This is a genomic window from Streptomyces sp. NPDC056883 (genome assembly GCF_042788835.1).
GTDB classification, from domain to species: Bacteria; Actinomycetota; Actinomycetes; order Streptomycetales; family Streptomycetaceae; genus Streptomyces; species Streptomyces stoeckheimensis.
The window spans coordinates 215,664-230,141 of the sequence record NZ_JBHUBS010000008.1; the positions used below are offsets into that span (position 1 = coordinate 215,664).

The 14,478-nt window shown below is 72.1% G+C and carries 14 protein-coding genes; 11 read left to right on the forward strand and 3 right to left on the reverse strand.

Going from position 1 to position 14,478, the window contains the following annotated elements; translation table 11 throughout:
- Window positions 1-6 precede the first annotated feature (6 nt).
- Window positions 7-747 (forward strand): SseB family protein, encoded by a 741-nt coding sequence (locus tag ACFRU2_RS21590; protein ID WP_382974356.1) that lies wholly within the window; start codon window positions 7-9, stop codon window positions 745-747.
- A gap of 78 nt (window positions 748-825) precedes the next feature.
- Here ACFRU2_RS21590 and ACFRU2_RS21595 read toward each other — a convergent pair whose 3' ends face one another.
- Entirely contained in the window at window positions 826-1,215 is a 390-nt protein-coding gene (locus ACFRU2_RS21595; protein ID WP_382974359.1) for a DUF1844 domain-containing protein, read from the reverse strand.
- Between the two features lie 323 nt (window positions 1,216-1,538).
- On the opposite strand from ACFRU2_RS21595, the gene infC reads away from it, so the two are divergent.
- From infC to ACFRU2_RS21640, 9 genes are all read left to right on the forward strand, one after another.
- On the forward strand, window positions 1,539-2,312 hold the full coding sequence (gene infC, locus ACFRU2_RS21600; RefSeq protein WP_382974362.1) for a translation initiation factor IF-3: 774 nt from the start codon (window positions 1,539-1,541) through the stop codon (window positions 2,310-2,312).
- A gap of 104 nt (window positions 2,313-2,416) precedes the next feature.
- Window positions 2,417-2,611 carry a 50S ribosomal protein L35 gene (gene rpmI / locus ACFRU2_RS21605; protein ID WP_030157249.1) on the forward strand — a complete coding sequence of 65 codons (195 nt, stop codon included), beginning with the start codon at window positions 2,417-2,419 and terminating at the stop codon, window positions 2,609-2,611.
- Window positions 2,612-2,714: 103 nt separating this feature from the next.
- Window positions 2,715-3,101 carry a 50S ribosomal protein L20 gene (gene rplT, locus ACFRU2_RS21610; protein ID WP_214948116.1) on the forward strand — a complete coding sequence of 129 codons (387 nt, stop codon included), beginning with the start codon at window positions 2,715-2,717 and terminating at the stop codon, window positions 3,099-3,101.
- A 135-nt stretch (window positions 3,102-3,236) separates the two neighbouring features.
- A complete protein-coding gene (locus ACFRU2_RS21615; RefSeq protein ID WP_266910209.1) occupies window positions 3,237-4,097 on the forward strand; it encodes an RNA methyltransferase in 861 nt (286 codons plus the stop codon).
- 56 nt (window positions 4,098-4,153) lie between these two features.
- Complete coding sequence (locus ACFRU2_RS21620) at window positions 4,154-5,407, forward strand: ATP-binding protein (protein WP_382974366.1); 1,254 nt, start codon at window positions 4,154-4,156, stop codon at window positions 5,405-5,407.
- Window positions 5,408-5,558: 151 nt separating this feature from the next.
- Window positions 5,559-6,686, forward strand: coding sequence for a phenylalanine--tRNA ligase subunit alpha (pheS, locus tag ACFRU2_RS21625; protein WP_382974369.1), 1,128 nt, complete (start codon window positions 5,559-5,561; stop codon window positions 6,684-6,686).
- A complete protein-coding gene (gene pheT / locus ACFRU2_RS21630) occupies window positions 6,686-9,214 on the forward strand; it encodes a phenylalanine--tRNA ligase subunit beta (RefSeq protein ID WP_382974372.1) in 2,529 nt (842 codons plus the stop codon). The genes pheS and pheT overlap by 1 nt, the downstream gene beginning before the upstream one ends.
- 635 nt (window positions 9,215-9,849) lie before the next feature.
- Window positions 9,850-11,187, forward strand: a complete 1,338-nt coding sequence (locus ACFRU2_RS21635) for a transcriptional regulator (protein ID WP_382974375.1) — start codon at window positions 9,850-9,852, stop codon at window positions 11,185-11,187.
- Window positions 11,188-11,297: 110 nt separating this feature from the next.
- The gene (locus tag ACFRU2_RS21640) at window positions 11,298-11,819 is read left to right on the forward strand and encodes an NUDIX hydrolase (RefSeq protein ID WP_382974377.1); all 522 of its coding nucleotides are present in this window, start codon (window positions 11,298-11,300) and stop codon (window positions 11,817-11,819) included.
- Between the two features lie 50 nt (window positions 11,820-11,869).
- On the opposite strand, the gene ACFRU2_RS21645 is transcribed toward ACFRU2_RS21640, so the two are convergent.
- On the reverse strand, window positions 11,870-12,763 hold the full coding sequence (locus tag ACFRU2_RS21645) for a 3-hydroxybutyryl-CoA dehydrogenase (protein WP_250744645.1): 894 nt from the start codon (window positions 12,761-12,763) through the stop codon (window positions 11,870-11,872).
- A gap of 166 nt (window positions 12,764-12,929) precedes the next feature.
- On the opposite strand from ACFRU2_RS21645, the gene ACFRU2_RS21650 reads away from it, so the two are divergent.
- A complete protein-coding gene (locus tag ACFRU2_RS21650) occupies window positions 12,930-14,198 on the forward strand; it encodes a glycoside hydrolase family 10 protein (RefSeq protein WP_382974379.1) in 1,269 nt (422 codons plus the stop codon).
- Window positions 14,199-14,234: 36 nt separating this feature from the next.
- Here ACFRU2_RS21650 and ACFRU2_RS21655 read toward each other — a convergent pair whose 3' ends face one another.
- Window positions 14,235-14,432 carry a DUF1918 domain-containing protein gene (locus ACFRU2_RS21655; protein ID WP_250744647.1) on the reverse strand — a complete coding sequence of 66 codons (198 nt, stop codon included), beginning with the start codon at window positions 14,430-14,432 and terminating at the stop codon, window positions 14,235-14,237.
- Window positions 14,433-14,478 lie beyond the last annotated feature (46 nt).

A 14,478-nucleotide genomic window follows, 5' to 3' on the forward strand; every position in this document is an offset into this window, starting at 1 on the left:
GGAACTGTGGCGAACAAAAACATTCCCGACCCCGGTTTCTCCGACGACGACGGCTCCGCCGATCCCCGGCTGAGCGCGGCCCTGGCCGCCTGGGCCGTGGACAGAGCCGAGGAGCCGGAGGTGCTGGCGGCCCTGAAGGACGCCCGCCTGCTGGTTCCCGTCGTCGCGGTCCTCGGTGAGGTCGAGACCGACCCCGAGACCGGACTCAAGCGCGAGAAGACCAGCGACATGGCCGTCCCCACCCTGCGGGCGGGCGACCGGCGGGCCCTGCCCGCCTTCACCTCCATCGCCTCGCTGGCCCTGTGGGACCCGGCCGCCCGCCCGGTGGCGGTGCCGCTGCACCAGGCGCTGGCCGCCGCCGCGCACGAGAAGGCCGACACCATCGTCCTCGACCTCTCCGGACCGGTCCCGTATCAGCTCGCGGGCCCCGCGCTGCTCGCGCTCGCCGAGGGCCGCACGGACGCCGGTCCGCTCGCCGACCCCGCCGTGCGGGAGGCCGTACGGGCCGTCGTGACCGCCGAACCGGCCGTGCTCGGCGCCCACCTGGGCCCGGGCGGCGCCGACGCCGACGGAACCCTGGCGATCGTGCTCGCGGCCGGCCCGCAGGCCGCGGCGGCCGCCCGCCGGGTGGCCGAGGCCCTGGCGGCCGACGAGACCCTGCGCGCACGCCTCGTAGGCGGACTGGACCTGGCGCTGCTCCCGGAGGGGGCCCCGGTCCCGCCGGGCGAGCCGCTCTTCACGCGCTGACCGCGGAACGCACGAGGGCGCCTCCCGGCATCGGGAGGCGCCCTTCCTGCTGTTTCCGGAGTCACGCGTGCACGGGAGTTACGCGTACACGGGACCCGTGAACTTCTCGCCCGGGCCCTGCCCAGGCTCGTCCTGCACCAGCGAGGCCTCGCGGAAGGCGAGCTGGAGGGACTTCAGGCCGTCGCGCAGCGGGGCGGCGTGGAAGGAGCTGATCTCGGTGGCGCTCGCGGTGACCAGCCCGGCCAGGGCGGTGATCAGCTTGCGGGCCTCGTCGAGGTCCTTGTACTCGGAGTCCGGCTTGTCCAGGCCCAGGTTGACCGCCGCCGCGCTGAGCAGGTGGACGGCCACGGTGGTGATGACCTCCACGGCCGGCACGTCCGCGATGTCGCGGGTCAGGTCGTCGTAGTCGGGGGCTGCTGAAGATGCAGCGGATTCGGGCGTGGAACCGGAGGGTGTCGCGTCAGTCATGTGCCACACGATATGCCGTGCGGCGGGCTTGCAACGCGGGTGCTAGTATGTACTTCGACCGGCCGGACACTTATGTGCCCGGCCCACAAGTGGAGGCTCCGATTCTCCCACCCAGCCACCCTCGCGGGAGGCGGGTCACCGGTCAGGTGGTATCCATCGTTCCGTACGGACGATGGAAAGCTGCCCGATTTTGCGCCCCGCGGTTCGCACGCGACGGTGCTCCGGTTGTATTGGAGCCCTCGTCTGTGCCCGGCGGGGCTTTTTTGATTCTCCGCCGCGGTCGGTCTGACGGAAAAACGTCAGCGGCTGCCCTCCAGGCAGCCGTGTGGTGCTACCGAGGAGGATCCATCAGCACCGAGCCCCGCATCAACGACCGGATTCGCGTTCCCGAGGTACGACTCGTCGGCCCGAGTGGCGAGCAGGTCGGCATCGTGCCGCTTGCCAAGGCGCTTGAGCTCGCGCAGGAGTACGACCTCGACCTGGTCGAGGTCGCGGCGTCCGCACGCCCGCCGGTCTGCAAGCTCATGGACTACGGCAAGTTCAAGTACGAGTCGGCCATGAAGGCCCGTGAGGCGCGCAAGAACCAGGCGCACACGGTCATCAAGGAAATGAAGCTCCGGCCGAAGATCGACCCGCACGACTATGACACCAAGAAGGGTCACGTCGTTCGGTTCCTCAAGCAGGGCGACAAGGTCAAGATCACGATCATGTTCCGTGGTCGCGAGCAGTCCAGGCCGGAACTCGGCTACCGACTGCTGCAGCGTCTCGCTTCGGACGTCGAGGAGCTCGGCTTCATCGAGTCGAACCCGAAGCAGGACGGCCGAAACATGATCATGGTTCTCGGTCCGCACAAGAAGAAGACCGAGGCGATGGCCGAAGCCCGCGAGGCGCAGGCCGCCCGCAAGGCCGAGCGCCAGGGTGTTGCGGTCAGCGACGAGAGTGGTGACGAGGCCCTGGCCGCCGACGCCGCGCTCGAGGCGGAGAACGCCGCACTCGAAGCCGAGGACGTGGAGGACGCTTCCGACGAAGCGGCCGACGTGGCCGAGGCCGGCACCGACGAGGCAGCCGCCTCGGACGAGGCCTCTGCCCAGGCCTGATTCCGAGGCAGCCCGTCTCGGATCACCGATACAACATGACGCTCCCGCGAGCCGGCCCCCACCAGGGCCGGTGGGGGCGCCACCGACGAGGAGATAACGGCGCTATGCCGAAGAACAAGACGCACTCCGGGACCAAGAAGCGCTTCAAGATCACCGGCTCCGGCAAGGTGCTCCGCGAGCGCGCCGGCAAGCGCCACCTGCTCGAGCACAAGTCGTCCCGTGTCACCCGCCGCCTGACCGGCACCGCGGAGATGGCCCCCGGCGACGCCGCGAAGATCAAGAAGCTTCTCGGCAAGTGACGTCCTCCGCTCCCCTTCCGGGAGCGGGAGCACGTCAAGACCGGGACCCCATCGAATTCGGGTCGTGTGAAGTCATCCACGGCCCCGCTACAAGGAGTACAAAGTGGCACGCGTCAAGCGGGCAGTAAACGCGCACAAGAAGCGCCGGGCAATCCTCGAGGCGGCCAAGGGCTACCGCGGTCAGCGTTCGCGCCTGTACCGCAAGGCCAAGGAGCAGGTCACCCACTCCCTGGTCTACAACTTCAACGACCGCAAGAAGCGCAAGGGTGACTTCCGTCGCCTCTGGATCCAGCGCATCAACGCGGCTGCCCGCCAGAACGGCATGACGTACAACCGCCTCATCCAGGGTCTGAACGCCGCCAACATCGAGGTGGACCGCAAGATCCTCGCCGAGCTGGCCGTCAACGACGCCAACGCGTTCGCCGCGCTGGTCGAGGTCGCGCAGAAGGCCCTCCCGGCCGACGTCAACGCCCCGAAGGTCGCTGCCTAAGCAGCACGCCTTCAAGGCCGCAGTAACCGCAGTACTTTGCCCGGACCCGCAGGCCTCGAGCCTGCGGGTCCGGTGCGTTGATCACCGAGTTCGACTGAGTTCCACCCGCTGTACGTACGGAAGCGAGCCGACCGCATGGGCACCCCCGCCGAGCTGATCTCCCCCCGGTCCACCCGGGTGGCCGCCGCCAGGCGCCTGGCGCGACGCAATTTCCGCACCAAGGAGCGCCGCTTCATCGCCGAGGGCCCGCAGGCCGTGCGCGAGGCCGTGGAGCACCGCGGCGCCGGCGGCGAGTCCACGCTGATCGAGCTGTTCGCGACCGTGGAGGCCGCCGAGCGCTACGCCGACATCGTCGACGCCGCGTACGCCGCCGGGGCCCGCGTCCACTACGCCTCCGACGAGGTGCTCGCGGAGGTCTCGCAGACGGTCACCCCGCAGGGCCTGGTCGGCGTCTGCCACTTCCTCGACTCGCCGTTCGAGGAGATCCTCAAGGCCCGGCCCAAGCTCGTCGCCGTCCTCGCGCACGTCCGCGACCCCGGCAACGCCGGTACGGTGCTGCGCTGCGCGGACGCCGCCGGAGCCGACGCGGTCGTGCTGACCGACGCCTCCGTGGACCTGTACAACCCCAAGTCGGTACGCGCCTCCGTGGGCTCCCTCTTCCACCTCCCGGTGGCCGTCGGCGTGCCCGTGGAGCAGGCCGTCGAGGGGCTGCGCGCGGCCGGCGTACGGATCCTCGCCGCGGACGGGGCCGGCACGGACGACCTCGACGCCGAGCTCGACGCGGGCACCATGGGCACCCCCTCGGCCTGGATCTTCGGCAACGAGGCCTGGGGCCTGCCCGAGGAGACCAGGGCGCTCGCCGACGCGGTCGTACGGGTCCCGATCCACGGAAAGGCCGAGAGCCTGAACCTCGCCACGGCCGCCGCCGTGTGCCTGTACGCCTCCGCGCGTGCACAGCGGGCGCCCGGAGGGTGCCGCTCCGTGACCCCCAGCTAGTAATGTGGCGGCCCGGGGGGCCCACTGTGGTACTCGGAGATGTGGGGTACGGGGACATGACCGTCGGTACGAACAGTTCGCCAGGTGCCGCCAGGGCGGCCGGTGCACCGGTCCTGGCGACCGTGCCCCAGCTGGCCGCCCCCGCCGCCCGGGTGCCCGTGCAGCAGCCCCAGGGAGCCTCTGCCCCGCCCTCACGGGACCGGAGCGTGCCGGAGGACTCGGACGGGCACGGCGAGTACGCCGCGCTCGGGATCGACCCCGACGACCTGCCCGACGGGCTCGTCATCGCCGACGCCGCCGGCCGGGTCGTCTGCTTCAACTCCGCCGCCGCCCGGATCACCGCCCTCCCGGCGGGCGAGGCCCTCGGCCTGGGCATCGAGCGCGCCCTCCCGCTGGAGGACCTCGAAGGCCGCCGCTGGTGGGCGCTGACCGACCCCTACGGAGGCCTCGCCACCCGGCGCGGACAGCCCGAGCGCAACCTGCTGCTCCCCGGCGGCCGCGAGGTGCTCGTCTCCGCCCGGTACGTGCGCACCCACCCCAAGGGCCCCGTGCGCCGGCTCGTGATCACCCTGCGGGGCACCGAGGCCCGGCGGCGCACCGAGCGCAGCCACGCCGAGCTGATCGCCACCGTCGCGCACGAGCTCCGCTCCCCGCTCACCTCCGTGAAGGGGTTCACGGCGACCCTGCTCGCCAAGTGGGAGCGGTTCACCGACGACCAGAAGCGCCTGATGCTGGAGACCGTCGACGCCGACGCGAACCGCGTCACCCGGCTCATCGCCGAGCTCCTGGACATCTCCCGCATCGACTCGGGCCGCCTTGAGGTGCGCCGCCAGCCGGTCGACATCACCACGGCCGTGGGGCGCCACGTCCAGGCACTCACCGCGAACGGGCAGGCCCCGGAGCGGTTCCTGGTCAGTGTGAGCCGACCGCTGCCCGACTTGTGGGCGGACCCGGACAAAATCGACCAGATCCTCGGCAACCTGCTCGAAAATGCGGTGCGCCACGGCGAGGGAACCGTCACCATCGACGTGACGCCGACCAGCTTCGCGAACGCCGCGGGGAAGACCGAGAAGGGAACCGCCGTCACCGTGACCGATGAAGGCCCTGGTATCCCCGAAGAGTCGATGAAGCGCGTCTTCACCCGCTTCTGGCGCGGCAGCAAGCGCGGCGGCACGGGCCTGGGCCTCTACATCGTCAAGGGCATCGTCGAAGCCCACGGCGGCACCATCACGGTCGGCCGCGGCCCCGGCGGCGGCGCCGAGTTCCGATTTATCCTGCCCGTCGGCGCCCCGGCCTACCTCACGCAGTAGACCTGCGGAGCGTCTCGCCAGGCGGCCCACGGGCTCCTTCACCCCCGGCGACCTTTAGACTCGACCTTTGGCACCTTTGTGTCCGAGTGCCGAGCGCGTCCTGCGCGTCGCGCGGGGGACCACCAGCCAGCCATCGGAAGTACGGGAAGAGATGTCGGCACCGAACAAGTCGTACGACCCTGTCGAGGTCGAGGCACTGAAACCGGAAGAGATCGAGCGCATGCGGGACGAGGCGCTCGCCGCCTTCGCCGCCGCCGGCGACCTCGACGAACTTCGCGAGGCGAAGACCGCGCACATGGGCGACCGCTCGCCCCTGGCGCTCGCCAACCGAGAGATCGGCGCGCTGCCCCCGCAGGCCAAGGCCGCGGCGGGCAAGATCGTGGGCCAGGCCCGCGGCGCCGTGAACAAGGCGTTCGGGGCCCGCACGGTCGCGCTCGAAGCCGAGCGCGACGAGCGGGTGCTGGTCGAGGAGGCGGTGGACGTCACGCTGCCCTACGACCGCGTGCCCGCCGGCGCCCGGCACCCCCTGACCACGCTGATGGACCGCATCGCGGACATCTTCGTGGCCATGGGGTACGAGGTCGCCGAGGGACCCGAGGTCGAGGCGGAGTGGTTCAACTTCGACGCCCTCAACTTCACGCCCGACCACCCCGCGCGCCAGATGCAGGACACCTTCTTCGTCAAGGGCCCCGAGGGCACCGAAGGCGACGAGTCCGGCGTCGTGCTGCGCACCCACACCTCCCCGGTGCAGGCGCGCTCGCTGCTGGAGCGCAAGCCCCCCGTCTACATCGTGTGCCCGGGGCGGGTGTACCGCACCGACGAGCTCGATGCGACGCACACCCCGGTCTTCCACCAGGTCGAGCTGCTCGCCGTGGACGAGGGCCTGACCATGGCGGACCTCAAGGGCACCATGGACCACATGGTCCAGGAGCTGTTCGGCGAGGGCACCACCACGCGCCTGCGCCCGCACTTCTTCCCCTTCACCGAGCCGTCCGCCGAGATGGACATGCAGTGCTACGTGTGCCGCGGCGAGTCGGTGGGCAACCCCGACCGCCCGTGCCGTACCTGCTCCAGCGAGGGCTGGATCGAGCTCGGCGGCTGCGGCATGGTCAACCCGAAGGTGCTCGTCGCCTGCGGTGTCGACCCGGAGAAGTACAGCGGCTTCGCCTTCGGCTTCGGCATCGAGCGGATGCTGATGTTCCGCCACAACGTAGAAGACATGCGAGACATGGTCGAGGGTGACGTTCGTTTCACCCGGCCGTTCGGGAGTGAGATCTGATGCGCGTCCCGCTTTCTTGGCTGCGGGAGTACGTCGACCTCCCCGCGGGTGAAACCGGTCGCGACGTGGCCCACAAGCTCGTCGACGCCGGCCTCGAGGTCGAGACCGTCGAGCAGCTCGGCGGCGGGCTCAAGGGCCCGCTCGTCGTCGGCCAGGTGCTGACCATCGAGGAGCTCGAAGGCTTCCGCAAGCCGATCCGCTTCTGCACGGTGGACGTCGGCTCGGCCAACGGCACCGGCGAGCCGCAGGAGATCGTCTGCGGCGCCCGGAACTTCTCCGTCGGCGACAAGGTCGTCGTGGTCCTGCCGGGCGCGGTGCTGCCCGGCGACTTCGCGATCGCCGCGCGCGAGACGTACGGCCGCACCTCCCACGGCATGATCTGCTCCGGCGACGAGCTGGGCATGGGCGACGACGGCACGCACGGCATCATCGTGCTGCCGCACGAGCACGAGGTCGGCACCGACGCGATCAAGCTCCTGGAGCTCGTCGACGAGGTCCTCGACATCGACATCACCCCGGACCGCGGCTACTGCATGTCCATGCGCGGTGTGGCCCGCGAGGCCGCCACCGCGTACGGCCTGCCGCTGCGCGACCCGGCGCTGCTCGACGTGCCCGCGCCGAACTCGTACGGCTACGCCGTCAAGATCGACGACCCGCAGGGCTGCGACCGCTTCACCGCGCGCACGGTGACCGGCCTCGACCCCGAGGCGCGCTCCCCGATCTGGCTCACGCGCCGCCTCCAGAAGGCGGGCATGCGCCCGATCTCGCTCGCCGTCGACATCACCAACTACGTGATGCTCGAGCTCGGCCAGCCGCTGCACGCCTACGACCGCTCGCGGATCGACGGCGCGATCGGCGTCCGCCGGGCCGAGCAGGGCGAGAAGTTCACCACCCTGGACGGGGTCAAGCGCACGCTCGACGCCGAGGACCTGGTGATCACCGACAACAGCGGCCCGATCGGGCTCGCCGGTGTCATGGGCGGTGCCAACACCGAGATCGCCGACTCCGTCACCGACCCCGAGACGGGCGCCGTCACCGGCACCACCGAGGTGGTCGTGGAGGCCGCGCACTTCGACTCCGTGTCGATCTCGCGCACCGCCCGCCGCCTCAAGCTGTCCTCCGAGGCGTCCAAGCGCTTCGAGCGCGGCGTCGACCCGCAGGCCGCCGCCGCTGCCGCGCAGCGCACCGTCGACCTGCTCGTGCTGCTCGCGGGCGGCACGGCCGAGGCCGGCGTCACCGAGCTCACCGCCCCGGGCGCCCCGCGCACCATCGCGATGAGCGCGGACCACCCCGACAAGGTCGCGGGCATGGAGTACGGCCGGGAGACCGTCGTACGCCGCCTGCAGGAGGTCGGCTGCGACGTCTACGGCCAGGACGAGCTCGTCGTCACGGCGCCCTCGTGGCGGCCCGACCTCGCCGAGCCCAACGACCTCGCCGAGGAAGTCATCCGGCTGGAGGGCTACGGGAACCTTCCCTCCACCCTCCCGCAGGTGCCCTCCGGCCGCGGTCTGACCGCCCGGCAGCAGCTGCACCGCCGGGTGGGCCGCGCGCTGGCCGGCGCGGGCTACGTCGAGGCGCTCAGCTACCCCTTCATCGGGGAGGGCGTCTTCGACCAGCTCCAGCTGCCCGCGCACGACGCCTCCCGCCAGGTCGTCAAGCTGGTCAACCCGATCTCCGACGAGGAGCCGGCGCTGCGCACCACGCTGCTGCCGGGTCTGCTCGGCGCGCTGCGCCGCAACGACAGCCGGGGCAGCCACGACCTCGCCCTCTTCGAGACCGGCTCGGTCTTCCGGGCCGCCGCGCAGCCGGGCGTCGCCGTACGCCTCGGCGTCGACCGGCGTCCCACCGACGAGGAGATCGCCACCCTGAACGCGGCCCTGCCCGCGCAGCCGCGCTACGCCGCGGTCGTGCTCGCCGGTGCCCGCGAGCAGGCCGGCTGGTGGGGCAAGGGCCGTCCGGCCGACTGGGCGGACGCGGTCCAGGCGGCGCGCTCTCTGGCCGTCGAGGCCGGTGCGGAGCTCGTCGTGCGCCAGGGCCAGTACGGTCCCTGGCACCCGGGCCGCTGCGCCGAGCTGATCGTCACCCTGGACGGGGTGGAGACGGTCATCGGGCACGCCGGTGAGCTGCACCCGCGCGTGGTCAAGGCGATGGGCCTGCCGGCCCGCACCAGCGCCATGGAGCTCGACCTGGACCGCCTCGCGGCGGCCGGCGGCGAGGCCCTCCAGGCGCCCCGGATCGCCTCCTTCCCGGTGGCGACCCAGGACGTCGCGCTGATCGTCGACGCGTCGGTGCCGGCTTCGTCCGTCGAGGACGCGCTGCGCAAGGGCGCCGGCGAACTGCTGGAGTCCCTGCGGCTGTTCGACGTCTTCGAGGGCGAGCAGGTGGGCGAGGGCAAGAAGTCCCTCGCGTACGCGCTGCGTTTCCGCGCGGCGGACCGGACGCTGACGGCCGAGGAGTCGACGGCGGCGCGTGACGCGGCGGTCGCCCTCGCGGGCGAGCGTACGGGGGCGGTGCTGCGCGGCGCGTAGCCGCTGCCGCTCGGTGTCGAGGGGGTGCATCCCGGTCCGTCCGGGGTGTACCCCCTCCGTCGTACCCGGCCGCGCGGGGTGGCGGGGCGGCCCTGCGGGGCGGAGTTCCCCTACCCGCCCTTCCACCGTTCCCCGGGCTCCGCCCGGACCCGGTCCTCAAACGCCGGACGGGCTGGGTTTTCCGGCTGTGCCGGAAAAATCCAGCCTCGCCGGCGTAGGGGACCAGCCCCGCAGGGTCCGGGCCCGGGGCGCGGACGTCCGTGCGGCTGGGGCGCGGACGTCCGGGCCGGAAGGGGGGACCACGCGGGCCGGGCCCGGTGGGTGGGCCCGGCGCGCGCTCGGTCCGGCCCGGCCGGGGCCCGGCGACCAACCAGGACCCGGCGGAGCCGAAGCGCGCCGCCCGCCTGCCGTGGAGTGTCGGGCAGACAACAGGACGGGCGGCGCGGTTGACGGGTCGTCGCACTGTACGAGGGGGAGCCGACGACCCGAGCTACCTCTTGGCGAGGCCCTTAAGTGAAGCGCTCGCCCGGCCCTCCGCGGCAGGGTGCGTATCGCATTTATGCGCGTACTCCGTTCACACCCCGTGTGAAGCGCGCACCCACTAGCCTGGTTGCGACGAGCCCTTGGAGGGGCCCATGCAGCCCAACGCCCTGCTCGACGCCCTCCTCGCCGAGGCGGGCATGTCCCACGCCGGACTCGCCGCGCACGTGAACCAGGCGGGCCGCACCCGCGGACTCGCCCTGAGGTACGAACACACCGCCGTGACGCGGTGGTTGAAGGGCCAGCGCCCGCGCGGACAGGTCCCGGACCTGATCTGCGAGGTCATCGGGGGCAGGCTGCGGCGGCCGCTCTCCCTCGATGACGTCGGGTTCGGGGTGCCCGGGCAGCCCGCCGACGCCAACGGGTCCCCGCTCAGCGGCTTCGTCGACCGGGCGGCCGCCCTGTGGCGCTGCGACGGCAACGGGCGCCAAGGGCCCGACGCCGGGGCCGTCACCGGTACGCCCGCGGTGATCCCGGTGTGGGAGTGGGAGAACCCGCCGGAGGACGCCGACGTGTCCCGCGCGGGGCCGACCCGCGTCGGACCCGAGCACGTGGAGATCCTCAAGGCCGCCCGCGCACACTACGAGCTGATGTACCGCAGGGCCGGCGGCGTGGCCACCCGTGACCGGGTCGTCCGCTTCCTCGGCACCGAGACCGCCCCCCTGCTGCGCGGCAGTTACTCCGACGGCCTCGGCCGCAGCCTGCACCGGGCCGGCGGCTCCCTGGTGGCCGTGGCGGGGATCTGCGCCTACGACTCGGACGCGCACGGGCTGGCCCAGCGCTACTTCCACCAGGCGCTGAGGCTGGCCAAGGCGAGCGGCGACCGGGGGCTCGGGGCCTATGTGATCGCGCTGATCGTCAACCAGTGCCTGCACCTACGGGAGTTCCGCCAGGCCGTGGCCTTCGCCGAGGCGGCCCTGCGCGCCGCGGGCCGGCACACCACCCCGGCCCTGGCCGCGGACCTGTACGCCATGCAGGCCAAGGCCTACGCCCAACTCGGCGATGCGGCGGCCGCGTTGGCCTGCATCCGCAAGGCCGAGGAGGCGGCGGAGCGGATCCGGCCCGGCACGGAGCCGGACGAGACGGGGTACGTGCAGCCCGGGCTGGTCAACGTACAGGTGGCCGAGGCGCTGCTGGGGATGGGGGATCTGCGGGCGGCCCACGAGCAGGCCGCGGCGGCGGTCGGGACGCCCGCGCACGACCGGGGCCGGGTGCACCGGCTGGCGATGCTGTGCGAGATCCAGCTGCGCCAGGGCGAGGCCGACCAGGCGGTGGCCTCGGCGGCCGAAATGGCCGAGCGGGCCAAGGGGATGGAGTCCCTGCGCCTGCGCGACCGGCTGCGGGCGGTCCGGGAACAGCTGCTGACCAGCGGTTGTTCGGGTGCGCAGGACACGGCCGAGCTCATCGACGGGGCGCTGCGCGTTCCGCTGTGACATCCCCCGTGGCGTTCTCTGCGCCGCCCTTTGCGCGTTCCCCTGGGCCGGGGTGAACTGCTGCCATGTTGCCACCTACTCGATCGGAAGGTGGCAGAACCGTGCAGTGGATGAACCTGAGTGAGCAAACCGTGTACACGAACCGCTGGTTCGACGTGAATCTCGCCGATGTGGAGCTCCCCGACGGCCGGCACCTGGACCACTTCGTCATCCGGCTGCGCCCGGTCGCCGTCGCCACGGCCGTCAACGCGGCCAACGAGGTGCTGCTGCTGTGGCGCCACCGCTTCATCACCGACAGCTGGGGCTGGGAACTGCCGGCCGGGGTCGTCGAGGACGGGGAATCCGTGGAGCGGGCGGCCGCCCGCGAGATGGAGGAGGAGTCGGGCTGGCGGCCCGGCCCCCTGCACCACCTGATGACCGTCGAGCCGTCCAACGGGCTGACCGACGCCCGCCACCACCTCTACTGGGCGGACGGGGCCACGTACATGGGCCACCCCGAGGACGACTTCGAGTCCTCGCGCCGCGAGTGGGTACCGCTCAAGCTGGTCCCCGACATGATCGCGCGCGGCGAGATCCCGGCCGCCAACATGGCGGCCGGGCTGCTGCTCCTCCATCACCTGCGGCTCGGCTGAACCGCGGGCGGCCGCCCGTACGGATCAGCCGTACGGGCCGGTCGCCGGGGTCAGCCGTACGGGTAGAAGCCCGAGCCGGTCTTGCGGCCCAGGCGGCCGGCGTCGACCATGCGCTGGAGCAGCGGGGGAGCGGCGTACAGGGGCTCCTTGTACTCGGAGTACATCGAGTCGGCGATCGAGGCGATCGTGTCCAGGCCGATGAGGTCGGAGAGCTTGAGCGGGCCCATCGGGTGGGCGCAGCCCAGCTCCATGCCGTTGTCGATGTCCTCGCGGCTCGCGATGCCCGACTCGAACATCCGGATGGCCGACAGCAGGTACGGGACCAGGAGCGCGTTGACGACGAAGCCGGAACGGTCCTGGGCGCGGATCGCATGCTTGCCCAGCACCTTCGCGACCAGGGCCTCGGCGCGCTTGACGGTCTCGTCGCTCGTGGTCAGTGCCGGGATCAGCTCGACGAGCTGCTGCACCGGGGCCGGGTTGAAGAAGTGGATGCCGATCACCTGGTCGGGACGCGAGGTCGCGACGGCCAGCTTCACCAGCGGGATCGAGGAGGTGTTGGAGGCGAGGATCGCGTCCGGGCGGGTGATCACCTGGTCGAGGACCTGGAAGATCTCCGTCTTGACCTGCTCGTTCTCGACCACGGCCTCGATGATGAGGTCGCGGTCGGCGAACTCGCCGAGGTCGGTGGTGAACGACAGGCGGGCCAGGGTGGCGTCCCGCTCCTCCTCGCTGATCTTGCCGCGTTCGGCGGCCTTCGTCAGGGAGGAGTGCAGGCGGGTGCGCCCGAGTTCCAGGGCCTCGCCGGTGGTCTCGGCGACCATCACCTCAAGACCGCTGCGGGCGAACACCTCCGCGATGCCCGCGCCCATCTGGCCACAGCCCACTACTCCGACGCGTGCGATGTCGTCTGGGAGGTCCGTCACATCGTGCCTTTCGCTGCTCATCCATCGCGGGTCCCCCGTACTCGTGCAGTGGTAACTGCGTTCCGGCGCCCGCCACGCCCCCCGACGTTACCCCCGTCCTTGCCCGGCGTGTCGTGCCGGGGCGGGCATGCTGGGCGGACACGAGGCGGACTCAAGGCAATGTCACGGAGCGGAACGGAGTCGTCACATGGCGTTCATCGGGAGGCGGGGGATGCTGGCCGCGGCGGCGGGGGTGCTGGCGGCGGTGGCGGCGGCCCCCGCGAGAGCGGTCGGGCGGCCGGAGCCGGGCGGGGCAGGCGAGCAGGAGCGGGCGGAGGGGGCGGGCACGGCGGCGTTCCGCGGGATGTGGGTCGCCTCCGTGCAGAACGTGGACTGGCCCTCGCAGAGCGGGCTCTCCGCGCGGGAACAGCGCGCCGAGCTGCTGGGCCTCCTCGACACCGCCGTCGCCCGCCGCCTCAACGCGGTGATCCTCCAGGTCCGGCCGACCGCCGACGCGATGTGGCCCTCGGCGCGCGAGCCCTGGTCCCAGTGGCTCACCGGCGAGCAGGGGGTCGACCCCGGCTGGGACCCGCTCGGCACGGCGGTCGCCGAAGCGCACGCCCGCGGGCTGGAACTGCACGCCTGGTTCAACCCGTACCGGGTGGCCAACCACACCGACCGGAGCCTGCTCGTACCCGAGCACCCGGCCCGCCGCAACCGGGGCTGGACCGTGCCCTACGGCGGCAAGCTGTACTACAACCCCGGGCTGCCGGAAGTCCGCCGCTTCGTGCAGGACGCCATGCTCGACGCCGTCGCCCGCTACCCCCTGGACGGGGTGCACTGGGACGACTACTTCTACCCGTACCCCGTCGAGGGCCGGGATTTCGACGACGACGCCGCCTACGAGCAGTACGGCAGGGCCTTCGCGACCCGCGCCGACTGGCGCCGGCACAACACCGACACCCTGGTCCGCGAGATGTCCGAGCGGCTGCGGGCGCTGCGCCCCGCGACGCGCTTCGGCATCAGCCCGTTCGCCGTCTGGCGCAACTCCGACCGCGATCCGCTCGGTTCGCCGACCCAGGCGGGCGTCGGCACGTACGACGACCTGTACGCGGACACCCGCAAGTGGGTGCGCGAGGGCTGGATCGACTACATCGTGCCCCAGGCGTACTGGCAGATCGGCCACCCGACCGCCGACTACGCCGCGATCGTCCCCTGGTGGGCGCGGACCGTCGCCGGCACCCGCGTCCAGCTCTACGTGGGGGAGGCGCTGTACCGCTGCGACGCGCAGAGCTCCACGGCCGCCTGGCGCGATCCGCGCGAGCTGTCCCGGCACCTGCGGTTCGCCGCCGGATACCCGGAGGTCCGCGGCCACGTCTACTTCTCCGCGAAGCAGGTGGACGCGGACCCCAACGGGGCGATGGCCCGGGTGGTCGCCGACCACTATCCGACGGCGGTGGCCGTGCCACCGCGCTGACCCGACCCGTCGACGGCAGGCCCTGGGGGGTGTCCGTCAGTGGTCGTGGTCGGCGGGGTGCTTCACCACGCAGTCGGGGCCGGGGGACATGACGGCCTCGTGTCCGTCCGTGAAGCGGACGCGGTAGGGAGGGGTGCCGTTCTCTCCCAGGACCTGGGTGATCTCACCGACCTTGTCGTGCTGGCCCACGATCCTGCCGTGCTGAACCAGCTGGTCGCCCTCGGTCGCGCGCATGCTGACCTCCTCGGTGGCGGTCCGATCCGGTGCTAGCAGTTTAGGT